26 protein-coding genes are annotated in these 25,381 nt (G+C 67.5%); 17 read left to right on the top strand and 9 right to left on the bottom strand.

The window, feature by feature from the left end; all coding sequences use genetic code 11:
• The first annotated feature begins 20 nt into the window (after positions 1 to 20).
• Positions 21 to 2,009 (top strand): lytic transglycosylase domain-containing protein, encoded by a 1,989-nt coding sequence (locus tag ABMY26_RS20445; RefSeq protein ID WP_372398998.1) that lies wholly within the window; start codon positions 21 to 23, stop codon positions 2,007 to 2,009.
• 34 nt (positions 2,010 to 2,043) lie between these two features.
• On the opposite strand, the gene ABMY26_RS20440 is transcribed toward ABMY26_RS20445, so the two are convergent.
• From ABMY26_RS20440 to ABMY26_RS20430, 3 genes are all read right to left on the bottom strand, one after another.
• Complete coding sequence (locus tag ABMY26_RS20440) at positions 2,044 to 2,274, bottom strand: zinc ribbon domain-containing protein (RefSeq protein WP_372398997.1); 231 nt, start codon at positions 2,272 to 2,274, stop codon at positions 2,044 to 2,046.
• A gap of 113 nt (positions 2,275 to 2,387) precedes the next feature.
• Positions 2,388 to 2,594, bottom strand: coding sequence for a heavy-metal-associated domain-containing protein (locus ABMY26_RS20435; protein ID WP_045580185.1), 207 nt, complete (start codon positions 2,592 to 2,594; stop codon positions 2,388 to 2,390).
• A 24-nt stretch (positions 2,595 to 2,618) separates the two neighbouring features.
• Positions 2,619 to 3,764, bottom strand: coding sequence for a divergent polysaccharide deacetylase family protein (locus ABMY26_RS20430; protein WP_372398996.1), 1,146 nt, complete (start codon positions 3,762 to 3,764; stop codon positions 2,619 to 2,621).
• A gap of 140 nt (positions 3,765 to 3,904) precedes the next feature.
• On the opposite strand from ABMY26_RS20430, the gene ABMY26_RS20425 reads away from it, so the two are divergent.
• The 9 genes from ABMY26_RS20425 (at position 3,905) to ABMY26_RS20385 (ending at position 12,416) form a co-directional block, all read left to right on the top strand.
• The gene (locus ABMY26_RS20425) at positions 3,905 to 4,357 is read left to right on the top strand and encodes an STY0301 family protein (RefSeq protein WP_372398995.1); all 453 of its coding nucleotides are present in this window, start codon (positions 3,905 to 3,907) and stop codon (positions 4,355 to 4,357) included.
• Positions 4,358 to 4,538: 181 nt separating this feature from the next.
• Entirely contained in the window at positions 4,539 to 5,135 is a 597-nt protein-coding gene (locus tag ABMY26_RS20420) for an aminodeoxychorismate/anthranilate synthase component II (protein ID WP_372398994.1), read from the top strand.
• Entirely contained in the window at positions 5,132 to 6,166 is a 1,035-nt protein-coding gene (trpD, locus tag ABMY26_RS20415) for an anthranilate phosphoribosyltransferase (protein WP_372398993.1), read from the top strand. The genes ABMY26_RS20420 and trpD overlap by 4 nt, the downstream gene beginning before the upstream one ends.
• Positions 6,166 to 6,969: an indole-3-glycerol phosphate synthase TrpC gene (gene trpC / locus ABMY26_RS20410; RefSeq protein WP_372398992.1), complete on the top strand. Its 804-nt coding sequence runs from the start codon at positions 6,166 to 6,168 to the stop codon at positions 6,967 to 6,969. The genes trpD and trpC overlap by 1 nt, the downstream gene beginning before the upstream one ends.
• Before the next feature lie 31 nt (positions 6,970 to 7,000).
• Positions 7,001 to 7,498 (top strand): GNAT family N-acetyltransferase, encoded by a 498-nt coding sequence (locus tag ABMY26_RS20405; protein ID WP_372398991.1) that lies wholly within the window; start codon positions 7,001 to 7,003, stop codon positions 7,496 to 7,498.
• Positions 7,495 to 8,010: a cyclic pyranopterin monophosphate synthase MoaC gene (gene moaC / locus ABMY26_RS20400; RefSeq protein ID WP_372398990.1), complete on the top strand. Its 516-nt coding sequence runs from the start codon at positions 7,495 to 7,497 to the stop codon at positions 8,008 to 8,010. The genes ABMY26_RS20405 and moaC overlap by 4 nt, the downstream gene beginning before the upstream one ends.
• A 4-nt stretch (positions 8,011 to 8,014) precedes the next feature.
• Entirely contained in the window at positions 8,015 to 9,244 is a 1,230-nt protein-coding gene (glp, locus tag ABMY26_RS20395) for a gephyrin-like molybdotransferase Glp (protein WP_372398989.1), read from the top strand.
• A 440-nt stretch (positions 9,245 to 9,684) separates the two neighbouring features.
• Complete coding sequence (gene rnd, locus ABMY26_RS20390) at positions 9,685 to 10,875, top strand: ribonuclease D (protein ID WP_372398988.1); 1,191 nt, start codon at positions 9,685 to 9,687, stop codon at positions 10,873 to 10,875.
• A gap of 281 nt (positions 10,876 to 11,156) precedes the next feature.
• Positions 11,157 to 12,416, top strand: a complete 1,260-nt coding sequence (locus tag ABMY26_RS20385) for a hypothetical protein (RefSeq protein WP_372398987.1) — start codon at positions 11,157 to 11,159, stop codon at positions 12,414 to 12,416.
• Positions 12,417 to 12,428: 12 nt separating this feature from the next.
• Here ABMY26_RS20385 and ABMY26_RS20380 read toward each other — a convergent pair whose 3' ends face one another.
• Positions 12,429 to 13,190 carry an SDR family NAD(P)-dependent oxidoreductase gene (locus tag ABMY26_RS20380; RefSeq protein ID WP_372398986.1) on the bottom strand — a complete coding sequence of 254 codons (762 nt, stop codon included), beginning with the start codon at positions 13,188 to 13,190 and terminating at the stop codon, positions 12,429 to 12,431.
• A gap of 140 nt (positions 13,191 to 13,330) precedes the next feature.
• Between ABMY26_RS20380 and ABMY26_RS20375 the strand changes: the two genes are divergently transcribed.
• Both ABMY26_RS20375 and gmk read left to right on the top strand, forming a co-directional pair.
• Positions 13,331 to 14,197 carry a YicC/YloC family endoribonuclease gene (locus tag ABMY26_RS20375; protein WP_372398985.1) on the top strand — a complete coding sequence of 289 codons (867 nt, stop codon included), beginning with the start codon at positions 13,331 to 13,333 and terminating at the stop codon, positions 14,195 to 14,197.
• 5 nt (positions 14,198 to 14,202) lie between these two features.
• Positions 14,203 to 14,850, top strand: a complete 648-nt coding sequence (gene gmk, locus ABMY26_RS20370; RefSeq protein ID WP_372398984.1) for a guanylate kinase — start codon at positions 14,203 to 14,205, stop codon at positions 14,848 to 14,850.
• Between the two features lie 18 nt (positions 14,851 to 14,868).
• Here the strand turns inward: gmk and ABMY26_RS20365 are convergent, their stop codons facing one another.
• Positions 14,869 to 15,600, bottom strand: a complete 732-nt coding sequence (locus ABMY26_RS20365) for a DUF6065 family protein (protein ID WP_372398983.1) — start codon at positions 15,598 to 15,600, stop codon at positions 14,869 to 14,871.
• A gap of 243 nt (positions 15,601 to 15,843) precedes the next feature.
• Here ABMY26_RS20365 and ABMY26_RS20360 point away from each other — a divergent pair, with 243 nt between their 5' ends.
• From ABMY26_RS20360 to ABMY26_RS20350, 3 genes are all read left to right on the top strand, one after another.
• Positions 15,844 to 17,532 carry a methyl-accepting chemotaxis protein gene (locus ABMY26_RS20360; protein WP_372398982.1) on the top strand — a complete coding sequence of 563 codons (1,689 nt, stop codon included), beginning with the start codon at positions 15,844 to 15,846 and terminating at the stop codon, positions 17,530 to 17,532.
• An 89-nt stretch (positions 17,533 to 17,621) separates the two neighbouring features.
• On the top strand, positions 17,622 to 18,746 hold the full coding sequence (locus ABMY26_RS20355; protein WP_372398981.1) for a PLP-dependent cysteine synthase family protein: 1,125 nt from the start codon (positions 17,622 to 17,624) through the stop codon (positions 18,744 to 18,746).
• Positions 18,747 to 18,762: 16 nt separating this feature from the next.
• A complete protein-coding gene (locus ABMY26_RS20350) occupies positions 18,763 to 19,182 on the top strand; it encodes a winged helix-turn-helix domain-containing protein (RefSeq protein WP_372398980.1) in 420 nt (139 codons plus the stop codon).
• A 111-nt stretch (positions 19,183 to 19,293) separates the two neighbouring features.
• On the opposite strand, the gene ABMY26_RS20345 is transcribed toward ABMY26_RS20350, so the two are convergent.
• Both ABMY26_RS20345 and ABMY26_RS20340 read right to left on the bottom strand, forming a co-directional pair.
• Positions 19,294 to 19,536, bottom strand: coding sequence for an Lrp/AsnC ligand binding domain-containing protein (locus tag ABMY26_RS20345; protein ID WP_045580201.1), 243 nt, complete (start codon positions 19,534 to 19,536; stop codon positions 19,294 to 19,296).
• A gap of 4 nt (positions 19,537 to 19,540) precedes the next feature.
• Entirely contained in the window at positions 19,541 to 21,067 is a 1,527-nt protein-coding gene (locus ABMY26_RS20340; protein ID WP_372399042.1) for a DEAD/DEAH box helicase, read from the bottom strand.
• A gap of 256 nt (positions 21,068 to 21,323) precedes the next feature.
• Between ABMY26_RS20340 and ABMY26_RS20335 the strand changes: the two genes are divergently transcribed.
• Together ABMY26_RS20335 and ABMY26_RS20330 are read left to right on the top strand one after the other, a co-directional pair.
• Positions 21,324 to 21,869, top strand: a complete 546-nt coding sequence (locus ABMY26_RS20335; protein ID WP_372398979.1) for a hydrolase — start codon at positions 21,324 to 21,326, stop codon at positions 21,867 to 21,869.
• 17 nt (positions 21,870 to 21,886) lie between these two features.
• On the top strand, positions 21,887 to 22,591 hold the full coding sequence (locus ABMY26_RS20330) for an alpha/beta fold hydrolase (protein WP_372398978.1): 705 nt from the start codon (positions 21,887 to 21,889) through the stop codon (positions 22,589 to 22,591).
• 21 nt (positions 22,592 to 22,612) lie between these two features.
• Here the strand turns inward: ABMY26_RS20330 and ABMY26_RS20325 are convergent, their stop codons facing one another.
• Positions 22,613 to 23,089 carry a hypothetical protein gene (locus ABMY26_RS20325; RefSeq protein ID WP_372398977.1) on the bottom strand — a complete coding sequence of 159 codons (477 nt, stop codon included), beginning with the start codon at positions 23,087 to 23,089 and terminating at the stop codon, positions 22,613 to 22,615.
• Between the two features lie 206 nt (positions 23,090 to 23,295).
• Positions 23,296 to 25,284 carry a DNA topoisomerase IV subunit B gene (gene parE, locus ABMY26_RS20320; RefSeq protein WP_372398976.1) on the bottom strand — a complete coding sequence of 663 codons (1,989 nt, stop codon included), beginning with the start codon at positions 25,282 to 25,284 and terminating at the stop codon, positions 23,296 to 23,298.
• Between the last annotated feature and the right edge of the window lie 97 nt (positions 25,285 to 25,381).

Genomic DNA, 25,381 nt, shown 5'->3' with positions numbered 1-25,381 from the left:
GGCTTAGCTGGAAAAAAGAGTTGCGCACATTATCCCTCCCCGCCGTCATCGGCAAGAGCGCCCGGACCGCTGTTTTCGCAGGTCTCCTCGCCCTGATTGCCGCGCTTCCCGGCGCCCTTCCGGCCGCCGCCGCGCTGAGCCCCCAGGACATCGCGATCTATCGCGAGGCCTTCAAGCTGGCCGACGGCGATAGGCTGGCCGAGGCGCAGGGCGTCGCATCGCAGGCACGCGACCCGCTGCCGGCCAAGGTCATCCGCTGGATGGCGCTGGCCAGCCCCGGCGGCGGCAGCTTCGCCGACATCGCCGCCTTCGTCCGCGAGAATCCGGACTGGCCGAACATGGCGGGACTGCGCCGACAGGCGGAGATGGCGATGCCGGATCTGCCCCCGGCGGACGTGGTGGAATGGTTCCGTCAGAACCAGCCGCAGACCAACGACGGCTTCGTCCGCTACGCCGACGCGCTGATCGCCACCGGCAGCGTGGAGCGCGCGACCGTCATGATCCGCCAGCGCTGGGCCGAAGCCACCCTCGGCGCGGACGAGGAGGCAACCTTCCTCGCCCGCTACACTCCCTATCTGCGCCAGCAGGACCACAAGGCCCGCATCGACCGGCTGCTCTGGGCCAGGCAGGAGGCGCCGGTGCGCCGGATGCTGCCCTTCTTCGACGAGGCCTACGACACGCTGATCGAGGCGCGCATCGCGCTGGACGGCGACAGCGCCGGTGCCGAGGCGGCGCTATCTCGCGTCACCCCTGCCCTGCGCGACGATCCCGGCCTGATGTTCGATCGCGCCCGCTATCTGCGCCGTCGCGGCGACGATGCCGGCGCGCTGGAGATCATCGCCAAGGCCGGAAACGACATGGGCCGGCCGCAATCCTGGTGGTCGGAGCGCCATCTGCTGGCCCGCCGGGCGATGGAGCGCGGCGACCACAACCTCGCCTACCGGCTGGTCAGCACCAACGGCATGAGCGAGGGCAGCGCCTTCGCCGATGCGGAGTTCCTGTCGGGCTTCCTGGCTCTGCGCTTCCTCGACAAGCCGTCGGAGGCCTTCGCGCATTTCCACAAGCTCTACCGCTCGGTCACCGCGCCGATCAGCAAGGCGCGCGGCGCCTACTGGTGCGGCCGGGCCGCCGAAGCGCTGGGGGAGACCGGGCCGGCGCGCGACTGGTACGCCAAGGCGGCGACCTACCCCACCACCTTCTATGGCCAGCTCGCCTTCCGCCATGTCTCCGGCGGCGCCGTCGCCCTGCCAGCGCCGCCGGTCGTGTCGAGCGGCGATTCGGCGGCCTTCAACAAGCGCGAGGTCGTGCGCGTCGCCCGCCTGCTGGCGGAGATCGGCGGCAGCACCGATGACCGGTTGGGCAGCTTCGTCCGCCGCGTCAGCCTCGATGCCAAGACCCCGGCCGACTTTGTGCTGGCCGCCCGGCTGGCGAGCGAGGTCGGCCGTCGCGACCTCGCTGTCGCCGCCGCCAAGGATGCCGCGCAGAACGAGGTGTTCCTGGTCGATGCCGGCTATCCGATGATCGACGCCCGTCCGCCCGCGCCGGAACTGGCGCTGGTCCACGGCATCATCCGGCAGGAGAGCACCTTCAACCCGACCATCGTCTCGTCGGCCGGTGCGCGCGGGCTGATGCAGCTGATGCCGGCGACGGCGCAGCTGGTCGCCGGCAAGCTGGGGCTGAAGCACACGAACGCCCGGCTGACCGCCGATCCCGGCTACAACATCACGCTGGGATCCGCCTATCTGGCCGAGCTGATCGACCGCTTCAACGGCTCCTGGGTGATGGCGATCGCCGGCTACAATGCCGGGCCGAACCGGGTGCGCCAATGGATCCAGACCTATGGCGACCCCCGCACCGAGGCGGTGGACGTCGTCGACTGGATCGAGCTGATCCCGATCTCGGAAACCCGAAACTATGTTCAGCGCGTGCTGGAGGCCGTACAGGTCTACCGCGCCCGCCTGAACGGCGACCGGGCGGAGCCGAACCTGGACCGCGACCTGCGGCGGTAGGGGAAAGCGGCGGCAGGGCGCAGCGGAGTTCCCTTCACCCCTTCGGCCGTTCCGACCGCGCGTAATTGCTGAAATGCCCCTCCTTGGCCGCCATCCGGCGGGCCGACTGGACGACGGCGCCCGACTTGCCCTCCGGCGCGACGTTCGACATCTGGCGGGACAGCCCCGCACTGCCGCAGGAGGGGCAGACGGGCGTGTCGCCGGAGCGGACCAGGGTTTCGAACCCATGGCCGCAGGCGTTGCAACGGTAGCTATAGAGCGGCATCGGGACCTCGCTGGACGGTCGGGCGGATCGCGCCGGCCCGATTATCCCGCAAAGACCATAATTTTAAAATGGCTTTGTTGCGCCGCACCCAGGGCAGGGCAAGCGGCGCGGCTCTACGCCGCCGGCCCGCCGAAATCGAAGCCGGCAGCCTCGACGGCCTCCCGCACGGTATCGGCCGGGATGCCGCCCTCGACCAGCACGGTGCCGGTGGCGAGGTCCACGGTGACGGCGGCATCGGGCGCCGCCTTGGTGATCGCGTTCGAGACCGAGCGGGCACAGCCGCCGCAGGTCATCCCATCCACCTTGTACGCATCGGCCATCGTCAAAGCTCCATCGGCTCCGGGTCAGCCACCGGCATGGTGTGTCCGCACCACGGCGCTGACCGGGACAAGTACGAAGCCACGCTTTTGCACCTCCGGCAGCCAGGATGCCAGAGCGTCGATTGTCGCATCGTGCGGATGGCCGATGGCGACGGCATAGCCCTGGTGCCTCGCCGTCTGCTCCGCCTTCGCCAGTTGCGCCTTCACCGCCGCCACCGTCTCGACATTGTCGAGGAAGATGTCCCGGCCGACCCAGGGCATCTTCAATTCCCGCGCAAGGCCGATGCCGGCGCTGTTGGGCGTGGTCCGGCTGTCCAGCCACAGCAGGCCGCGGCGGTGCAGCTCGGCCAGCACCGGGGCCAGTGCCGCGCGGTCGGCGGTGAAGCGGCTGCCCATGTGGTTGTTTACCCCGACATAGCCGTCGAAGCTGTCCAGCGCGGCGCGGAAACGTCTGATGACCTCGCCCTTGTCCAACGACACCAGCAGGGCATCAGGGCCGGGATCGGCCTTGACACTGGGCTCCATCGGCATGTGCAGCATCAGCTCGTGCCCGTTGGCGCGGGCGGATCTGGCCTGTGTCGGCAACTCGCGGGCATAGGGCAGCCAGGACAGGGTCAGCGGGCCGCGCAACGCAGCCATCCGCGTCGACCGCTTCCGGTCCAGCCCCATGTCGTCGATGACGATGGCGATCATCGGCCTGCCCGGCGGCACCTCGGTCGGCAAGGCGTTCCGGCGCCACAGCGCGGCGTTGCCCGGCGGGGACTGCACCGTCGGCAGTGCCGGCGGGCTGGGAGGCGGCAGCATCGCAACCGTAGTGACCGGCGGGCGCGGTTCGGCGGCCTGCTGGGCTGGCTTCTCCGGCATGGCCTGCTCCGGTCCCTCTGCCGCTCCCTCTGCCGCCTGCTGGACGGCGGCAGGCTTGGCGCCGGCCGGCGGTTCGGCCTTGACCGCCGGCAGCGGCGGTGGCTGTACGGCGGCCTGCTGCACCGGCGCCGTTTGGGCGCGCTCGCCGCCCGACCGGCCGCCGGTCAGAGTCGCCACCCCCATCGCCACGGCGAACACCGCGGCGACAGCGGCCAGCGCCAGGACGAAGGGGTTGGACAGAAAGGGCGGGAGCGGAGACTTGCGGGCCTTCGAAGGCGCCTTGCGGGCCATGGTGACGATGTCCATCCTGCGACCGGGGCGCCGCACAGTGGCACCCCGCCCCGGCATCCGCAATCGCCCAAACGGCACAAGACCATAGCGGCCGGACGCAGGATTCCCTGCCCGGCTCCTGCCCCGGCCAAGCCCTTCTCCCCGGAGTCCGTCCGATGCGTCCCATTCTTGTCACCGCCGCGCTCCTGCTGGCTGCCGCCGCGACTCCGGTCTCGGCCGCAGGACTGGACTGCCCGGCGAGCCTGACCGTGCAGGCGCAGCCCGACGCCCCCGGCGGCTGGTCGCCGTACCCGGGGCGCGACAGCCACGGCTTTGCCGGTGTCTCCATTGTGGAGGGCGACCGCGCCGCCCAGATGGCGTCCGCCGCTCCCGCCACCCTTGCGCCCGACCGGGAGGTGCGGCGCGGGCGCAGCCTGCTCCAGGTCTGGGAGTTCGCCGGGCCGCGGCGCGAAACCGTCTTCGTGGTCTGCCGCTACCGCGACACCCAGGCGACGCTGGCCGCCGACCTGCCGCGCAGTATCCGCCGTTGTACCCTGACGCTGGAAACCGACATTCGCGGCGCCGTCCTGGAGGAGCCGAAGACGCCGCCCCGGCTCGATTGCCGCTGACCCAATCATCCCCCCGGTGCCGCTGTCGATCCTGCGCCATGCGCGGAGGCTGGAAATCCGCCCCCTCAGCGGCTAGGGTGTCCGTCGTTGGAACAGGGCCGGAACGGCCCCGCCCCGGTCCGGGTCCAACCGGATCGGGCGCGATACGACGATATGGCCGAAGGTGGAAGGCGGAAGGCGCATGCTGCTGCTCATCGACAATTACGACAGCTTTACCTACAATCTCGTCCATTACCTGGGCGAGCTTGGCGCCGACGTGCAGGTTCGCCGCAACGACGCCCTGTCGGTGGACGAGGCGCTGGCCCTGCGCCCCGATGGAATCGTGCTGTCGCCCGGCCCCTGCGATCCAGACCGCGCCGGCATCTGCCTGCCCCTCATCGACGCCGCCGCCAAGGCCCGGCTGCCACTGATGGGCGTGTGCCTGGGCCATCAGTCGATCGGCCAGGCCTTCGGCGGCCGGGTGATCCGCGCGCCGGTCCCGATGCACGGCAAGGTCGACGATATCCGTCATGACGGCCGCGGCGTGCTGGCCGGCCTGCCCAGCCCGTTCCGCGCCACCCGCTACCATTCGCTGATCGTCGAGCGCTCGACCCTGCCCGCCTGCCTGGAGGTGACCGGCGAGACCGCCGACGGTCTGATCATGGCGCTGGCCCACCGCGAGCTGCCGATCCACGGCGTCCAGTTCCACCCCGAAAGCATCGAGAGCGAGCACGGTCACCAGATTCTCCGCAACTTCCTGGACCTGACCGGTCCGCGCATGGAGAGTGCGGCGGCATGAGCGGCGACCTCAACGACATGAAGGCCATCCTGGGCAAGGTCGCCACCGGCGCCGCCCTGACCGAGGCCGAGGCCGGCTTCGCCTTCGACATCATCATGTCCGGCAACGCCACCCCGTCGCAGATGGGTGGCTTCCTGATGGCGCTGCGCGTGCGTGGGGAGACGGTGGACGAGATCGCCGGCGCCGCCCGCGTCATGCGCGCCAAGGCGATCCCGGTCGAGGCGCCCGAGGGCACCATCGACACCTGCGGCACCGGCGGCGACGGTGCCGGCACCTACAACATCTCCACCGCCGCGGCGCTGGTGGTGTCGGCTTGCGGCGTGCCGGTCGCCAAGCACGGCAACCGCGCCATGTCGTCGAAATCGGGCGCCGCCGACGTGCTGGGCTCGCTCGGCGTCAATCTGGACTGCGACTTCCCGCTGGTGCGCAAGGCTTTGTGGGACGCCGGCATCGGCTTCCTGATGGCGCCGCGCCACCATCTCGCCATGCGCAACGTCGGCCCGACCCGGGTCGAGCTGGGCACCCGCACCATCTTCAACCTGCTGGGGCCGCTCGCCAACCCTGCGACCGCAAGGCGCCAGGTGCTGGGCGTCTTCTCCCGGCAGTGGGTGGAGCCGCTGGCCCAGGTGCTGAAGCGGCTGGGCTCGGATGCCGCCTGGATCGTCCATGGCTCCGACGGGCTGGACGAGATCACCACCACCGGCCCGACCACCGTCGCCCAGTTGAAGGACGGCGAGGTCACGGTGTTCGAGGTGACGCCGGAGGATGCCGGCCTGCCGCGCGCCAGGGCCGAGGATCTGAAGGGCGGCGATGCCCAGGTCAACGCTGCGGCGATCCATGCCCTGTTCGACGGGGTGCGCACCCCTTACCGCGACATCGTGCTGCTGAACGCCGCCGCCGCCCTGATCGTGGCCGGCAGGGCCGCGACGCTGAAGGATGGCGTTGCCCTCGCCGCCGACGCCATCGACAGCGGCGGCGCCCGCGACCGCCTGCGCCGGCTGGTCGCAATCACCAACGAGGCTGTGGCCTGATGAGCGACGTTCTGACCCGCATCAATGCCGACAAGCGCGCGCTGGTGGCCTCCCGCAAGGCTGCCCGCCCGCTGTCGGAGGTCGAGGCCGCCGCCAAGGCCGCCACAGAGGCCAACCCGCCGCGCGGCTTCATCCGCGCGCTGGGCGCTGCGGTCGAGGCCGGCCGCTACGGGCTCATCGCCGAGATCAAGAAGGCCAGCCCATCCAAGGGGCTGATCCGCGCCGATTTCGATCCGCCGGCCCTCGCGCGCGCCTATCGCGATGGCGGGGCGAGCTGCCTGTCCGTGCTGACCGACGAGCCCTATTTCCAGGGCTGCGACGAATATCTGGTGGCCGCCCGCGCCGCGGTCGACCTGCCGGTCCTGCGCAAGGACTTCATGGTCGACCCCTACCAGATCGTCGAGGCCCGCGCCCTGGGGGCCGACTGCATCCTGATCATCATGGCCTCGCTGTCCGACGCCCAGGCGGCGGAGATCGAGGATGCGGCGATCGCCCAGGGGCTGGACGTGCTGGTCGAGGTGCATGACCGCACCGAACTGGAGCGGGCGCTGCTGCTGAGGACGCCGCTTCTCGGCATCAACAACCGCAACCTCAAGACCCTGGCCGTCGACATCGCAACGACGGAGGAATTGGCGGCCAACGTGCCGGCAGACCGCATGCTGGTGGCGGAAAGCGGACTCTACGGCCCGGCCGACCTCGCCCGCATGGCGAAGGTCGGGGCGCGCTGTTTCCTGGTCGGCGAATCGCTGATGCGGCAGGCCGACGTCACGGCGGCGACCCGCGCGCTGCTGGCAGCGGCCTGACCCGCCTGGCGTGAATGGAGGAGTGCGAGAGGTGCCGGACATCGTCATCGCCGCGGAAAGCCCACGCCAGGACGCCGTGATCGCCCTGGTCGCCGCGCTCGACCGCTATCTGCTCGACCTCTACCCGGCCGAGACCTGCCACCTGCTGGATATCGACTCCCTGGAAGCGCCGGATGTCCGCTTCTTCGTCGCCCGCAAGGACGGCTTGCCGGCCGGCTGCGCCGCCCTGCGGATCGATCCGGCCGGCTATGGCGAGGTCAAGCGGATGTTCGTCGACCCGGCAGCCCGTGGCCACCGCATCGGCGAACGGCTGCTGGCCCGGCTGGAGGAGCAGGCGCGGGCGGAAGGTCTGACCGCCCTGCTCCTCGAATCAGGCATCCACCAGCACGAGGCGCTCGCCCTCTACCGCAAGGCCGGCTTCACCGACCGCGGCCCCTACGCCTGCTATCAAGAGAACGGGGTCAGCGTCTTCATGGAAAAGCCCTTGAACATCCCCGTTCCACATCCCGTGCCGGAGACCGTCGCATGAGCGGCTTCACCCATTTCGACGCCGAGGGCAAGGCGGTGATGGTCGATGTCTCCGACAAGGCGGACACCGAACGCACGGCAACCGCCGCCGCCACCGTGTCGATGCAGCCGGAGACGCTGGCGCTGATCATGCAGGGCGGCGTGAAGAAGGGCGACGTGCTGTCGGTCGCCCGGCTTGCCGGCATCATGGGCGCCAAGCGCACGCCGGACCTGATCCCGCTGTGCCATCCGCTGATGCTGACCTCGGTCAAGGTCGACCTGTCCTGCGACCCGGCGCGCAACGCGGTCGACCTCACCGCCACCTGCAAGCTGAAGGGGCAGACCGGGGTTGAGATGGAGGCGCTGACCGCCGTCACCGTCGCGGCGCTGACCGTCTACGACATGTGCAAGGCGGTGGACCGCGGCATGACCATCACCGACGTGCGCCTGCTGCACAAGGCCGGCGGCAAGAGCGGCGAATGGGGGGCTGCCAAATCCTCAATATCCACCACGCCGCCGTCAACCGGAGCCTGATGACATGATCTCCGTCGCAGAGGCGCGCGCCCGCATCCTGTCGGCCTTCGCCCCCCTGCCGGCGGAGACGGTCGCCCTGCCCGACGCGCTTGGGCGCGTGCTGGCGGAACCGGTGGTGTCCCGCCTGACCCAGCCGCCTTTCCATGCGGCAGCGATGGACGGCTGGGCGGTGCGCGCCGCCGACATTGCCGCCGCGACCGCCGACCGTCCGGTGCCGTTGCGCCGCACCGGCGAATCCGCCGCCGGCCATGCCTTCGCCGGCAGCGTCGGCGCGGGCGAAGCGGTGCGCATCTTCACCGGCGCTCCCCTGCCCGACGGTGCGGACGCCGTGGTAATGCAGGAGGATTGCCACGCCGACGACGCAATCGTCCAGGTCGGCCGCTCGGTGGCCGCCGGCCGTTTCGTGCGCCGTGCCGGTTTCGACTTCGCCGCCGGGCAGGAACTGCTGCCGAAGGGACGGCGCCTGACGGCGCGCGACATCGCGCTGGCGGCCGGCGGCAACGTGCCTTGGCTGACGGTGCATCGCCGGCCGCGGATCGCCGTGCTGGCGACCGGCGACGAGATCGCCCTACCCGGCGACCCGCTCGGGCCGAGCCAGATCGTCAGCACCAACGCGCTCGGCCTGTGCGCGCTGATTGCCGCACAGGGCGGCCTCGCCCACAATCTGGGTGTCGCCAAGGATACGGCGGACAGCGTCGCGACCATGGCGAAGGGGGCGGCCGGCTGTGACCTACTGGTCACCACGGGGGGCGCCGCCCAGGGCGACTACGACCTCGTGCGCGACGTTCTGGCTGAAAGCGGCGTCGCGCTCGACGTGCAGGCCGTGGCGATGCGGCCGGGCAAGGCGCTGATGTTCGGCCGGGCCGGAGCGGTGCCACTGCTCGGGCTGCCCGGCAACCCGGTTTCCACCGGTGTCACCGCACTGCTGTTCCTGCGGCCGATCCTGCGTGTCCTGCAGGGGCTGCCGCCGGAGGACGACCGGCTGCCGCTGCGCGCCCGCCTGACCGTTGGGCTGCGGGCCAACGACCGCCGAGAGGACTATCTCCGTGCAACATTGGCAGCCGACGGCGACGGTGCCCTCACCGTCACGCCCTTCGCCCGGCAGGACAGCGCCCTGACCTCGCTCTATGCCCAGGCCGATTGCCTGATCCCGCGGGAACCCAACGCCGATCCGGAGCCTGCCGGGGCGCTGGTTACGGTGCTGCCTCTGATAGACGGCGCGCTAAGCCTCTGATGTTTCGGGAGTTTTTATACCGTTCTTCCCGGCATCCGGCTGCGCGATAACCGGATTCGGCCTGCTTTTCGCCGTGGAGCAACCTGTCTGTTTTGCCCGCTGGCACCCGTCGACGCAAGATCGCCGACATCGAAGCCAGGGGAATCGCTGTCGATTATACAGCTTGTCTATGAAGCAAACGATGCAGGCCCGTGCCTGGACGATTTCGGCATAAGTGCGGCCGTCGACCTATTCGGTCTTGAGCGTCGTCGTGAAGCTATCCGCCATGGCATATAGGCCCGGCGCCGCGGTGAGCCTGACCCGCAAACGGCAGGCCACACCGCTAAGCCCCGGTTGAAAATCGCCGTCCGAGCCTCCCCCGTTGCGTCTCGATGCGTTCACACGCAAGCCGGTGCGTCGGCGGACTTTCACGCGCCCGCACGGTCGTGTATGAAGCAACCATGACGCTCATCACGACAACCGACGCCCTGCAGGCCTTCTGTCAGTCACTGGCAGGGGCCGAATTCATCACGGTCGATACCGAGTTCCTGCGGGAAAAGACCTATTGGCCCCAACTGTGCCTTGTCCAGATCGGCGGGCCCGACATCGCGGTCGCCATCGACCCACTGGCGGAAGGCATCGACCTGACGCCTCTGTTCGCGCTGATGAACGATGCGTCGATCCTCAAGGTGTTCCACGCCGCCCGCCAGGACGTGGAAATCTTCTGGCACCTTTCCGGCCAGATTCCGCACCCGCTGTTCGACACCCAGGTCGCGGCGATGGTCTGTGGCTTCGGCGAGAGCGTCGGATATGAGACCCTGGTCACCAAGCTGGCAGGCGCCCGCATCGACAAGTCCAGCCGCTTCACCGACTGGTCGCACCGCCCGCTGACCGAGCGGCAGTTGACCTATGCGCTTTCCGACGTCATCCACCTGCGTCCGGCCTACGAGAAGCTGAAGCGCCGCCTCGCGCGGTCCGGCCGGTCGCACTGGCTGGAGGAGGAGATGGCGATCCTGACCGACCCGAAGACATATCAGGTCGATCCGGAGAGTTCCTGGATGCGGCTGAAGGTCCGGACCAACAAGCCCCGCTTCATGGCGATCCTGAAGGAACTGGCGGCATGGCGCGAGCGCGAGGCCCAGCGCCGGGACCAGCCGCGGTCACGCGTGCTGCGTGACGAGGCGCTGCTGGAAATCGCCGCCCACGCCCCCACCACCGTCGACGACCTCGCCCGCACCCGCGGGCTAGGCCGCGGTTTCGCCGAAGGGCGGCAAGGGACCGACGTGATGGCTGCGGTGCAGGCGGGCCTCGACCTGCCGGACAGCGCCCTGCCCCACGTCGAACCGCGCGAGGAACCCCCACCCGGACTGCAACCCATCGTCGAACTTCTGCGGGTCCTGCTGAAGATGAAGTGCGACGAAAACAACGTCGCGGCGAAGCTGGTGGCGTCCTCGGCCGATCTGGAGGCGCTGGCCGCCGATGATTCCGCCGACATTCCGGCGATGCAGGGATGGCGGCGCGAACTGTTCGGCAATGATGCGCTGGCGTTGAAGCACGGAAAGATCGGTTTGGCGGTCATCGAACGCCGCGTCCGCATCGTTCCTGCTGGGGAACCGCGCCCGGTTGCCCAGCCGGCCGAATCGGAAACTTGACCTTTTCGGATGGCGTCGCTTCGATGATTGCAATGCCTTTGCGGACGTCCGGGCAGGGCAATGCCCGGACTTGTTCCTTAAGGGCTTTTTAAGGACAGTTACAGTTAACATAGGTTCGGCTCCGCAGGATTTGCGCGGCGACCATGCGGTCGGGGTTTCGAACCCCAGGCCGGAAATGAGGGCTGCCGAGAAAAGAGCAGCCGGCGATACGGATGGTTGGCAGGCGCGAGGCTTGTTTTGGGAGTGAAGCACCGATGAGCAGGTTTGGCGGCAGACCACCGATGGGACGGGACCGTGTCCGGCTTTCCACCACGGAAAAGCAGGCCGCCGTCGCCGCCGCCAAGGATCAGAAGCCCGAGTTCGACAACGACAAGCTGCTGAACCTGCTGCGGTCCGCCAAGAACGAGCTGCAGGGCATGCGGCTGATCCATATGCACCTGTCACTGCTGAAGGATCGCGACCCGACCGGCCAGATGATGGTGCGTAGCATCATCCAGGAGTTGGCGAGCAAGGCGTCCTACCTCCAGTCCTTCAACATCTCAAACGGCGACGTCATCGTCCTCTACAAGGGGCTGAAGCTGACCGGAGTGACCGATGTCTGCCAGACGGTGGAGCAGGTCTTCCTGTCGAAGACGACGCTGACCGGGCCGAATCCCTACAAGGAATATTCGCTCTATTCCATCATGGAACTGGCGTTGAACTTCATCAACGTCATCCGTTTCATCGAGGAACTGCAGGCGACGGAGACGGGCCACCACGTCACCGAAACGAAGCCGCCGATCACCCTGGAGGAGTTGGGCAAGCTCGAACGCTCGATGCAGATGTTCGACCTGTCCCCCTTCCTGTTCAACCAGGGCATCGCCAACATCGGCGGCGGCGAAGCCGACATGGAGTATTACGAGCTCTACATCTCGATCAAGCTGCTGCAGGAGCGGCTCTGCCCGGATTACGACATCACGGCCAACAAGTGGCTGTTCAACTACTTCACCGCCAACCTCGACCAGTCGGTGCTGCGGGCGCTGAACCATGGGCTCAGCTTCATGCGCGGGCGGCGGATCGGCATCAACATCAACCTGTCCACCGTGATCTCCACCGGCTTCGTGAAGTTCGACGAACGGCTGCCGATCGACTTCCGCGGGCAGGTCGTGCTCGAGGTATCGAAGGGCGACCTGATCGAGAATCTGCCGCTGTTCAACGAGGTGGTGGAGTTCGCGCAGGACCGCCGGTATCAGATCGCGGTCGACGGGCTGAACCCGTTCTGGGTGACGAATTTCGACCTTGAATACCTGAACGCGGACTACGCCAAGATCTTCTGGTCGAACGACATGCTGGAGATGGAGCCGAGCTTCGAGAAGTATTTCCGCGAGCGCATCGCCGAGCAGGATCGCTGCAAATTCATCCTGGCGCGCTGCGACAGCGTTTCCAGTCTGGTCTATGCCCACAAGATGGGGATCAACCTGGTCCAGGGCCGCGCGGTTGACAACATCCTGCGCAAGGGCGTCAGCGTCCGCGAAGCCATCGCCCACGCCAAGGTCGACTGACGCCCGGCCCGGTCAGGGTTTGCGGGGCGCCTGCCGCAGCAGTCGGTCGGTCCAGGCCGGCGGCAGCAACGCCAGGAGCCAGACCGCGGCCATCATCGGCCAGGGGAAGGCGATCCTTGCGGCGTTGCGCTCCAGCCCACGGCGGATGACCAGGGCGGCGTCCGCCGTCTCCATCAGGAAGGGCATGGGGAAACGGTTGACCGCCGTCATCCTGCTCTTGACAAATCCCGGGCAGATCACCGACACGCCGATCCCCGATTCGGCCAGATCTCCGCGCAGCGCCTCGCCATAGACCCGTACCATCGCCTTGCTGGCGCAATAGGCCGGAGCCCCCGGCAAGCCGCGGAACCCGGCAAGCGAGGCCATCAGGGCGATCTGTCCCCGCCCCCGCGCGCGCATCGCCGGCAGCAGCGGATGGATGCTGTTGAGCACGCCGTCGATGTTGACGGCCAGGATGCGGCGCGCCTGTTCCTCCGTCTCGCCGCCGGCACCCGTGCCGGCCGACATGCCGGCATTGGCGATCAGAAGATCGACCGGCGCTCCTGCATCGATTCGCTGCAGCCAGTCCGCCATCGCAGCCCGGTCGGCCACATCGACGGCAGCGACCGCGACATTGGCCCCGGCGGCGCGGCAGCGTGCGGCCACCTCCTCCAGCCGCACGGTGTCGCGGCCGGTCAGCGCCAGGGCCACGCCCGGAGCGGCATAGAGGACGGCAAGGGCCTCGCCGATGCCGCTGGAGGCACCGGTGATGACGATGGAACGTGGCTGCTTCATGAAACCTCTGCCCTGTCCGCCGGTTGCCGGATGGTGCCGGAGCTTGTTGTCGGCTACTGTCGAGTTTATAAGCTCCGCAAACCCGACACCGCTTTTAAAATGAGGCCGCCTTGCCCGCCCAACGCCCCGTCATAGCCAGCATGACCGGATTCGCACGCGTCGACGGGCACGGCGATGGCTATTCCTGGACCTTCGAGGCCAAAAGCGTCAACGGTCGCAGCTTCGACCTGCGCTGCCGCCTGCCGTCGGGTTTCGACAGCATCGAAGCGGCGGCCCGCGCCGACCTGCCGAAGCGGCTGGCGCGCGGCAACGTCAACCTGACGCTGACCGTCAACCGTGCCCAGGACGTATCGCACCTGCGCATCAACCGCGTGCTTCTGGCCCAGGTGCTGGAACTCGCCCGCGAGATCGAGGGGGCCGGCGCCGCGCCGCCGCGTCTGGATTCGCTGCTGGCCGTCCGCGGCATCATCGAGCCGGTGGAAGAGGATCAGACCGAGGCGCGTGAGCGCGTCGAATCGGCGCTCAAGCTTGACCTCACCAAGCTGGTCGACCTGTTGGTCGTCAACCGGATCGCCGAGGGCAAGCGCATCGCCGAGGTGCTGGACCGCCATCTCGACGAAATCGCCCGGCTGGTCGATGCCGCCGCGGCCTGCGCCTCCACCCAGCCCGAGGCGCTGCGCGAGAAACTGCGTGCCCAGGTCGCCGCCATCCTCGGATCCTTCCCGGCCTTGCCCGAAGAGCGGCTTGCCCAGGAAGCGGCCATCCTGATCGGCAAGGCCGACGTGCGGGAAGAGCTGGACCGCCTGCGCGCCCACATCCAGGCCGCCCGCGACCTGATGGCGGAGGGTGGCGCCATCGGCCGCCGGTTCGACTTCCTGTGCCAGGAGTTCAACCGTGAGGCCAACACCCTGTGCTCCAAATCCGCAGACGTCGAACTGACCCGCATCGGCCTCTCGCTGAAAGCCTCGATCGAGCAGCTTCGCGAGCAGGTCCAGAACATCGAGTGATCGCCATGGCCCCGACCACCTCATCTCTCATTCACCGGCGCGGCTTCATGCTGGTGCTGTCCTCGCCGTCCGGCGCCGGCAAGACAACCATTGCCCGCGGCCTGCTCGAGCGCGATACCGGCATCACCATGTCCGTGTCGGTCACCACGCGAGCCATGCGGCCGGGCGAAGTCGACGGACTCGACTATCATTTCATCGACCAGCAGCGCTTCGACCGCATGGCCGAGAGCGGCGACCTGCTGGAGCATGCCCGCGTCTTCGGCAACTGCTACGGCACGCCGCGCATGGCGGTGGAGGACGCGCTGGGAGCCGGCCGTGACGTGCTGTTCGCCATCGACTGGCAGGGTGCTCAGCAACTGGCTCAGAACGCCCGCGACGATCTGGTCAGCGTCTTTGTGCTGCCTCCGTCGGTCACGGAGCTGGAACGCCGCCTGCGCGGCCGTGGCCAGGATTCGGAGGAGGTCATCGCCAACCGCATGGCCAAGGCCTCCAACGAGATCAGCCACTGGCCGGAATACGACTACGTCATCGTCAACAGCGACGTCGACGAGAGCATCGCCGCGGTCGCGTCGATCCTGCACGCGGAACGGCTGCGCCGCCGCCGGCAGGTCGGTCTGCCGGAGTTCGTCCGCAGCATTCAGAACACGCTGTAAAGCGCCGGTTTTACGGATTTACCGGTTGGGAAAGGGCTTCGGCCTGACCTTGATCTCGTGGTCGGGTGGGCCATCGGCGCCGTCCGGCTGGCGGCCACGGTAATAGCCCTTCTGCCAGCGTTCCTGGGCTGCCGTGCTGCCGGGGGTCTTCAGGTCGGTGTTGAAGCGGCTGCGCGACTCGGCCCAGGCCCGGTACTGCGCGGCCGTCTCCGGATCGCTGTCCAGATCGCGGACCTCAGGCGTCAGGCTCTCCACCAGACCCCGCTGAACCGGCATCAGGTGGGCGAAGGGTTCGCCCTTCTCCCAAGTGACCGGCACGTCAGGTGCGGTGAACTTCCAATTCATGGTGAAGGGATAGGGTGACCAGTCGGTCTCGATGATGCCCGACAGCCCGACGATGCCGTGTTTCGGGTGGTTCAGCGGCCCGGTGACCATCAGGTTGACGCCCGGCGGCGTACGGAACAGTGCCGCGACGTGGAATGTGAGCACACCGCTGCCGAAATGGCTGGCCGGCAGCAGCGGATGCGGTTCGTCCGCCGTGATGCGGATGGCGTCGACACCGGTGCCGCCGTTCCATACCGCTGTGGCCCGCACTGGGCAGCACACCTCCCACCCATGCATGCTGGCGATGTTGAGCGGCAGGCAGCGGTAGCCGTACTGCTCGGGCAGGGCGTCGATCCAGTCGCGCGTAGGGCGCGCCGGTCGGATGTCGGGCAGCGCTCCCGACAGCGGATAAGCGATCAGCGTCATGCCCGGCATCCTGCCAGACTTCCCCGTCGGACGTAACCCGGTGGTTGCCGGATGGTCACAACCGGCGCGACGCACATCCGGATTAATCCTAGGTGCGCATTAGAGATTGGACTTACCGGCCATAGTCCAGTATCGAAGCGACTCTACATTAGTGTTTTTGAATTGATGCGGCCGTCCGAGCGTCGATGCCCTCTCCCCAAAGGCGGCGGAGGCCTGTGGCGCGGGTGTGGGGGAAAACAGGCAATGATCACCAGACTTCACAGCATCAAGGCAAAGCTCCTGATCCTTCAGGGGTTGTTCCTCGTCGCCATCCTCGCGGCCGGCATCTGGTCGGCAACGTCCAAGCGCACGACGATGGTCGAGGGCTACCGCAACTCAATCCAAGCGGTGGTGCAGACGTCGCTGTCGATCATGCAGGCCTACGAGGCGCGCGCTGCCAAGGGCGAGTTCAGCCGGGAGGAGGCTCAGAGCCGCGCCAAGGGCGAACTGCGGGCCATCCGCTATTTCGGCAATGAGTATATGTTCGGCTATCTCTTCGATGGCACCAACATGTTCCACGGGGTGCGCCCCGACCTGGAGGGCACCCGCAAGCTGGCTGACTTCAAGGACAGCAACGGCGTGCTGGTGATCCGCGGACTGATCGACTCGGCCCGCAGCGGCGACGGCTTCCTGATATACAATTTCCCCAAGGCCGGCGGTACCGAACCGATGCCGAAGCTGGCGCTGGCCGCGATCTTCGAGCCCTGGGGCTGGATGATCGGCACGGGCGTCTATATCGACGATGTCGACGCCGCCTTCCAGCGGACGCTGATCGAGACGCTGGCGGTCACGCTGGTTACCGCGCTGCTGCTCGGGCTGGTCGGTTTCCGAATGGTCACTCGCATCTCCAAGGGGTTGGACTCCATCGGCAGTGCCACTGACCGCATTGCCAAGGGCGAACTCGGCACAGAAGTGGCCGGCACCGCCCGCAGCGACGAGGTCGGGGCGCTCGCCCGCTCTGTCGAAACGCTCCGCCTCAGTGCGATGGAGGCCGAGGAGTTGCGCCGGCGCCATGCCGCGCTGGAGCAGGAGGCCGAGCAGGCACGGCGCGTCGACATGGCCCGCCTGGCCGACGAGTTCGAGAGCAGCGTCGGGGCGCTGGTTCGCAGCGTCGCCGAATCCGCCGGTCAACTGACCCACACCTCCGGCGCCATGAGCAGCGGCGCCGAACAGACCACCCGCCTGATGGGGAGCGCCGCCGGTGCCGCTGAAACCACCTCCGGCAACGTGCAGGCGGTGGCCGGTGCCACCGAGGAACTGGCTGCCTCCATCCGGGAAATCGCCCAGCAGATCGCCGAATCGACAGCCGGTTCGGCCCGGGCCTTGGAGGATGTGCGCCGCACCTATTCGCTGATCGAGCAGTTGGACGGTGTCGCCCGCCGCACGGTGGAGGTGGTCGACCTGATCCGTTCCATCGCCGAGCAAACCAATCTGCTGGCGCTGAACGCCACCATCGAAGCGGCGCGCGCCGGCGAGGCTGGCAAGGGGTTCGCCGTGGTTGCGAGCGAAGTGAAGAATCTCGCCAACCAGACGGCCAAGGCGACCGATGACGTCCAGGCCCAGATTTCCGCGATGACCGACGCCACCGCCTCGGTGGTCGAGGCGATGCGCGGGGTCGGCGGCGTCATCGAGACGGTGAACGATGTTGCCTCCAGCATCTCGGCCGCCATCGAGGAGCAGGGTGCCGCAACCCGCGACATCAGCCAGAACGTCAACGAGGCGGCACAGGGAGTGACGTCGGTGTCGAACAGCCTGAGCATGGTGTGCAACCACGCCACCGCCACCGGCCAGGCCTCTGCCGAGGTCGCATCCGCGGCGCGCAAGGTGGGCGAGCGCGCCGACCGCATGCTGACCGAGGTGTCCGCCTTCGTCGCCCGCATCCGGCAGGGATAAAGGGCTGCGGCATGGGAGGTGCCGCGCCGGATGCAATCCGCGACGATCCGCGCTATGGATGACCACAGCCAAACGCCGGACAGGATTCCATGAGCACCCCCCTCCCCGCAGCCGACGCAACCACCACCCGCCGGGGCTGGCTCGACGAGGCGCTGCGGCGCATCGAAGCGGATGTGAACCGTTCCGCCGACACCCATCTGCTGCGGCTGCCGATCCCGGCCGCCCAAGGGATCACGCTGTACCTGAAGGACGAGTCGACCCACCCGACCGGCAGCCTGAAGCACCGGTTGGCACGGTCGCTGTTCCTTTATGCGATCTGCAACGGCTGGGTGCGTGACGGGACGACGGTGATCGAGGCCTCGTCCGGTTCCACCGCGGTTTCCGAGGCCTATTTCGCCCAGCTGCTCGGGCTGCCGTTCGTCGCGGTGGTGCCGCGCAATACCTCTCCTGCCAAGATCGCGCAGATCGAGTTCTATGGGGGCCGCTGCCATATGGTGGAGCGGGCATCGGAGGTCTGCGCCGAGGCGCAACGGCTGGCCCATGACTGCGCCGGCCATTTCATGGACCAATTCACCTATGCCGAGCGCGCCACCGACTGGCGCGGCAACAACAACATCGCCCAGTCGATCTTCGAGCAGCTTGCCCAGGAACCGCACCCGGTGCCGGACTGGATCGTCTGCGGCGCCGGAACCGGCGGTACCTCCGCCACCATGGGGCGCTATGTGCGCTATCGCAGGCTGCCCACGCGGGTGTGCGTCGCCGATCCGGAGCATTCGGCCTTCTTCGAGGGCTTCCGCGACGACAACCCCAAGGCCCATGTCGGCCGCGGCTCCGGCATCGAGGGAATCGGGCGCCCGACTGTTGAACCATCCTTCCAGCCGACGGTGATCGACCGCATGATCCGCGTGCCCGATGCGGCGAGCATCGCCGCAGTCTGGGTGCTGCGCGACCGGCTCGGCCGCGCCTGCGGCGGTTCCACCGGCACGAATCTGGTCGGCGCGATCGAGCTGATCGCCGGCATGATGCGCGACGGCCGGCAGGGCAGTGTAGCCACTCTGATCTGCGATCCGGGCGACCGTTACATGGGCACCTACTTCAACCGCGACTGGCTGGCGGCTTCGGGGCTGGACATCGATCCGTGGATCGCCCGGATCGGCGAATTCTTCCGAACCGGCGCATGGAGCGGCGATGGCCTCGCCTCCGCCGAGCGTTGAGAAGGAAGGCGCAGCCATGACCCGCATGCGGATTCGCATTGACTTCGACAGTGGCGGCTCGGTCGGGCCCGGTAAGATCATGCTGCTGGAACGGATACGCGAAACCGGCTCCATCTCCGCGGCCGGACGGGCGTTGGGCATGTCCTACCGCCGGGCCTGGCTGCTGGTGGACGATCTCAACCGCATCTTCCGAGAGCCGGTGGTGAGCGCCGCGGTCGGCGGCAAGCATGGCGGCGGCACCGTGCTGACCGCCTTCGGCGAGCAGGTGATCGACCATTACCGTGCCGTGGAACGCGAAGCGCGCGTCGCCACCGCCCACCGCCTCGCCGCCCTGGCGGAAGGGATCAACCCGGATTATGGCGCCGACAAGCAGGCCGACGACGGCGGCTTTGCCAAAGACCCGGGATTGAAGCCGGGATGCGCCACGGGGGAATAGGCCACATCGCCAGCCGGGCACCACGGCCCTGCCCTTGCGTCCAAAAAAAGAAGGCCGGGCAAACTGCCCGGCCTTCTTTATCCGAAATATCGGCATCCTATAGGAAGGCCCTTATGCGAAGGCCTTATAAGCGATCAGCGTGAATGTATCACGCACCCCCGGCAGGGTCTGCACATGCTCGGTCACGAAACGGCCGATGTCATCGTCCTGCTTCAGGTAGCACTTCATCAGCAGGTCGTATTGCCCGGAAATGGAATGCACTTCCGACACCTGCTCGATCAACTGCACGGCCTGATCGGCGACTTCATAGGCCTTGCCGAGATCGCATTTGACCATGACGAAGATGGTCTGCACGGTCTCAGCCCTCCTGCGACGAGTCGGTCGTGGTCTCGACGGACGGGCGCGGGCGGGCGGAACGGAGCATGAAGGCCGGCATATGGTCGCCGAAGCCGATCACCGGCATGTCGTCATCATCCTCGTCGCGGCGACGGCGGCGATCACGGTCGCGGTCACGGCGCGGATCGTTGTTGCGGCGGGCCTCGGCGGCAGCGAGCGATTCGCGGGGCTGGCGCTCCTCACGAACCGGACGCTCCTCACGGGCAACGCGCTCTTCCCGGACAGGACGGTCGTCACGCGGCGCACGCTCTTCACGCGGAGCCCGTTCCTCGCGGCCGCCACGGGCAGGCCGCGCCTCTGTCTTGACGCCACGGCCACCGCGACCACGCCGGCGGGCGCTGCTGTCTTCCTCGCCGAACTCGGCCGTCTCCAGGCCGTCGATGGCGATCATTGGAATCTCCCGCTTGATGAGGCGCGCGATGGCGCCGACCAGTTTGGTGTCGTCGGGCGTGGCGAGCATGAACGCGCGGCCCTGCTTGCCGGCGCGACCGGTACGGCCGATGCGGTGGACATAATCGTCCGGCGTGAGCGGCACATCGAAATTGAAGACGTGGCTCAGCCCCTGCACGTCGATGCCGCGTGCGGCAACGTCTGAGCAAACCAGCAGCGTGATCTCGCCCTGCTTGAACCGCTCCAACGTCTCGGTGCGCTTCGACTGCACCATGTCGCCGTGCAGCGCGCCGACGTTGAAGCCATGGCGTTCCAGCGACTTCTGCAGGACGGCGATGTCGCGCTTGCGGTTGCAGAAGATGAAGGCGTTCTTGACGTCTTCCGTCTGCAGCAGATGACGCAGCGCCCGGCGCTTGTCCATCTCCTGGACCAGAACCATCGCCTGTGTCACCGTTTCGGCCGGCGACGCGGGCGGAGCGACGGAAATCTCCATCGGATCGTTCAGGAATGCATCGGCCAACCGGCGGATTTCCGGCGGCATGGTGGCGGAGAAGAACAGGGTCTGGCGGTTCTTCGGCAGCTTGCTGACGATTCGCTCGATGTCGGGAATGAATCCCATGTCGAGCATGCGGTCTGCCTCGTCGATGACGAAGACCTTGATGTCGTTCAGCATGATGTTGCCGCGCTCGAACAGGTCGATCAGTCGACCCGGAGTCGCGATCAACACATCCACCCCACGGTCAAGCTTCTTCACCTGCTCGGTGAAGGTTTCTCCGCCGATCAGCAGAGCCATGCTGAGCTTGTGGTGCTTGCCGTAGGTCTCGAAACTTTCCGAAACCTGGGCCGCCAGCTCACGCGTCGGCTCCAGGATCAATGACCGCGGCATCCGCGCACGGGCGCGCCCCGATGCCAGGATGTCGATCATGGGCAAGGTGAAGCTCGCCGTCTTGCCGGTGCCCGTCTGCGCGCAGCCCAGCACGTCGCGGCGTTGCAGGACACAGGGAATCGCCTGTTCCTGAATGGGCGTCGGTTGGGTGTAACCCTTGTCCTCGATAGCGCGCAGGACGTCAGGGCCAAGCCCAAGTTCCGAAAAAAGCATCCAACCTGTTTCTGTTCTGGAGTGCGCAAATCGAGCGAGCAACGCTCGACGCCTGGATAGGGCCGAAGAATAGGAAGTCATGGCTGCATGTCAATAGATGCGATGTTCCCATTCCGAAAATAGGCGTGAAAACACGCCGCGTTGGCGAAATGGGCAGCCTGCGGTAGGGTGCTGGACGGCGGTACCGCGAGTCGCGGTCATTGCCGACGCCATGATCCGGGGCCAACGCCCCAAATCGAACGGTCGAGTGCATTCGATGATTCTACATGCCCAGGAATCGGTGCTGGTGGTGGTGGACGTCCAGGAACGTCTGCTGCCGGCCATCCACGAGTCCGGCCGCGTCGTCCGCCACACCGGCATGCTGCTGAAGGCCGCCGCCGCCCTTTCCGTACCGGTGCTGGTCACCGAGCAGTATCCGCGCGGCCTGGGGCCGACGATCGAGGCGGTGCGCGCCGAGTTGCCTGCCGGCACCCCGGTGATCGAGAAGATCACCTTCGGCTGCACCGGCGAGCCGGCCTTCAATACAGCCATCGTGGAACTGAAGCGCCCGCAGATCGTGCTGTGCGGGACGGAGGCCCATGTCTGCGTGATGCAGACCGCGCTGGGGCTGCGCCAGCAGGGGCGTTCGGTGTATCTGGTGGCCGACGCGGTGTCGTCGCGCACCCCTGCCAACCATGCCGCGGCGCTTGAGCGGATGCGTGCCGCCGGCGTCACCATCGTCACCACCGAGATGGTGCTGTTCGAATGGATGGAGCGGGCCGGCACCCCGGTCTTCAAGGTCGTCAGCGCGTTGGTGAAATGAACGCAGGAGAGTCTGGCATGACAACGCGCCCCACCCTGATCCTGCTGCCCGGCATGCCGCTGGATGCCGCGCTGTGGGACCATCAGGTCAGGCATCTCGCCGACATCAGCGACCCGCAGGTGGTCGAACTGGCCATGTGCAGCAGCATCGCCGGAATGGCGGACACCGTGCTGGCCGCGGCCCCGGAGCGCTTCGCCGTCGCCGGCCTGTCGATGGGCGGCTATGTCGCGCTGGAAATCCTGCGGCGTGCACCGGAACGGGTGGAACGTCTGGCCCTGCTCGACACCAACGCCCGTCCCGATACGGCGGAGGCGAGCGCGACGCGCCGCGAGGCGGTGGCGCTCGCCCGTGCCGGCAAATACGCTCAAGTCATCCGCGCCGCCCTGCCCCGCCTGATCCACTCCGACCGCATGACCGACGAGGGATTCGTCCGCGCGGTGCTGGCGCAGATGGAGCGGGTGGGCGTCGACGGTTACGCCCGCGAGCAGGACGCGATCATCGGCCGTGCCGACAGCCGTCCGGGCCTGCCTGCAATCTCCTGCCCGACACTGGTCGTCTGCGGCCGGCAGGACGTCCTGACCCCGCCCGACCTCCACGAGGAGATGGCCGCGGCCATCCCGGGCGCCCGCCTGGTCCTGATCGAGGATTGCGGCCATCTGTCGGCGATGGAACAGCCTCAGGCGGTCACGGCGCTGATGCGCGACTGGCTGCTGCGGGGCTGACCCTGCTGCTGCAACCGGGCGTCAGCAATCGATGGCGCCACAGAACAGGTCGGCGCGGCGGGACGGGAACAGCGAAAAGGTCATGTCGCTGATCAGATAGTGGAAATCGGGATCGTCCGGCCCCAACGGCCGGTCGAGCCAGCCGGTGGCGGAGGTCAGCGCACCGCCCGACCGGCAGAACGCTCCCTGCACGACGATGGGCCCTCCCGGTGGTCGCGTCGGGATCGGTCCATCGGTACAGAGGGAGGAGTTCAGCATCGTTTCGGCCACATTGAAGGCCAGCACCACCTTGTAGTCACGCCTTGCCGTATCGTTCGGTGTGGTGGTCAGGGTCGTGACCACTCCGGCGCGGTTCTGCATGTGGGGCAGAACCTTTTCCGCAAAGCGATCCGCCGGCAGGCCGAACGGGTTGCCGTGCAGGACCACCCGAAGGTCACGGTTTCCAGCGGCATAGGCGACCTCGCTCCGCGTATAAGCCGGTGCCGGTTCGCTGGCCACCACCCGCTCATTCGTACAGGCGGAGAGAGAGGCAGTCCCCAGAAACAAGGCGGCGAGCGGCGGAAGCATACGCATGGTGGAACCGTGGATTGGTAACGCTGCCCTGGATATGGGGAGTGCCCGACCGCAGGACGAGTCGTCATCTGCCACTTCATCCCGGAACAGCATCGCGGTCCCGGTCCTCATCCGCGCTGGACTCCTGTAGCTTACACGTCGATGTCGTCGGCCTTCACGAACTTGGCGTTGTCCTGGATGAACTTGAAGCGCAACTCGGGCCGCTTGCCCATCAGGTCTTCCACAAGCGAGCGGGTACGCTCGCATTCCGGCTTTTCCTCCGGATCGGCGGCATTCGGCACCACCACCCGCAACAAGGAGCGCTTGGACGGATCCATGGTGGTGTCGCGCAGCTGGGCGGGCATCATCTCCCCCAAGCCCTTGAAACGGCTGATGTCGGGCTTCTTGCCCTTGAACATCCGCGACAGCAGCTCGTCCTTGTGGGCGTCGTCTCGGGCGTAGACCTGCTTGTTGCCGTGGCTCAGCCGGTAGAGCGGCGGCAGGGCGAGATACAGGTGCCCTTCCTGGATCAGGCCCGGCATCTCGCGGTAGAAGAAGGTCATCAGCAACGAGGCGATGTGGGCGCCGTCGACGTCGGCATCGGTCATGATGATGACCCGCTCATAGCGCAGCTTGTCCGTCGAGAAATCCTTGCCGATGCCGCAGCCGAGCGCCTGGGTCAGGTCGTTCAGCTCCTGATTGGCCTTCATTTTGTCGACCGACGCACTGGCGACGTTCAGGATCTTGCCGCGCAACGGCAGAATGGCCTGGGTCTCGCGCTGGCGCGCTTGCTTGGCCGAACCGCCGGCCGAATCGCCCTCCACCAGGAACAGCTCGGTGCCTTCGGGGGAATTGCGCGAACAGTCGGCCAGCTTGCCGGGCAGGCGCAGGCGACGGGTCGCCGACTTGCGCGTCATCTCCTTGGACTGCTTGCGCCGGGCCCGCTCCTCCGCCTTCTCGATCAGGCGCTCGAGCAAGGCGTTGGCGCTGGCCGGATCGCCCGACAGCCAATGGTCGAAATGGTCCTTCACCGCGGCCTCGACGAGGCGCTGCGCCTCCGCCGTCACCAGCTTTTCCTTGGTCTGCCCCTGGAAATGCGGTTCGCGGATGAAGACGGACAGCAGGATGCAGGCCTCGCCCATCACGTCGTCGGCGGTGACCTGACCGGCGCGCTTGTTGCTGGTCAACTCGCCATAGGCCTTCAGACCGCGGGTCAGCGCGGTGCGCAGGCCGGCCTCGTGCGTGCCACCCAGCGGAGTCGGTACGGTGTTGCAGTAGGTGTGCGAGAAGCCTTCGTCATCGTCCGGCCATGCCACCGCCCATTCGACGCGGCCCTGGCCGTTGGGAAAGTCGAGCGAACCGGCGAAGGGCGACGGCGTCAGCGTTTTGCGGTCCTTCAGCGCCGCCGTCAGGTAGTCTTGCAGGCCGCCGGGGAAATGCAGCGTCTCGGAGGCCGGCGTCGTGGCGTCGACCGACAGCAGCGCCGGGTCGCAGCTCCAGCGGATTTCGACGCCGCGGTAGAGATAGGCCTTGGACCGCGCCAGGCGGTAGAGCCGGTGCGGCTCGAAATGGGCGGTTTCGCCGAAAATCTCGGGGTCGGCATGGAAGCGGATGGTGGTTCCGCGCCGGTTGACGTTGCCCTTGCGGGCCAGCGGCCCCTGTGGCAGGCCGCGGCTGTAATCCTGGACGTAGAGCTGCTTTTCGCGCGCGATCTCGACGGTCAGCCGGTCCGACAGGGCGTTCACCACCGACAGGCCGACGCCGTGCAGGCCGCCCGAGGTCTGGTAGACCTTGTTGGAGAATTTGCCACCGGAGTGCAGCGTGGTCATGATGACCTCGAGCGCCGACTTGCCCGGATATTTCGGGTGGTCGTCGATCGGGATGCCGCGGCCGTTGTCGCGCACCACCACCGAACCGTCGGCGGCAAGCTCCAGGTCGATCCGGCTGGCATGGCCGGCCACCGCCTCATCCATGGCGTTGTCCAACACCTCCGCCACCAGATGGTGCAGCGCACGGTCGTCGGTGCCGCCGATATACATGCCCGGTCGGCGGCGTACGGGTTCCAGCCCCTCCAGAACCTCGATATCCTGGGCGGAGTAGCTGTCGGCCTTGGGGGCCGCGTTCTCGAAAAGATCGCTCATGGCGGGATGATAGGAATTTCGTCAGGGGTGCGCAAGCGTATCCTGGGGCGTTTATAGTGCGTTGCCACAAGCTTTTGTGTGCGAAATTTTCGTGATG

It is taken from the genome of Azospirillum sp. HJ39, from assembly GCF_041507355.1.
GTDB classification, from domain to species: Bacteria; Pseudomonadota; Alphaproteobacteria; order Azospirillales; family Azospirillaceae; genus Azospirillum; species Azospirillum thiophilum.
This window is presented reverse-complemented; position numbering and strand designations above follow the sequence as displayed.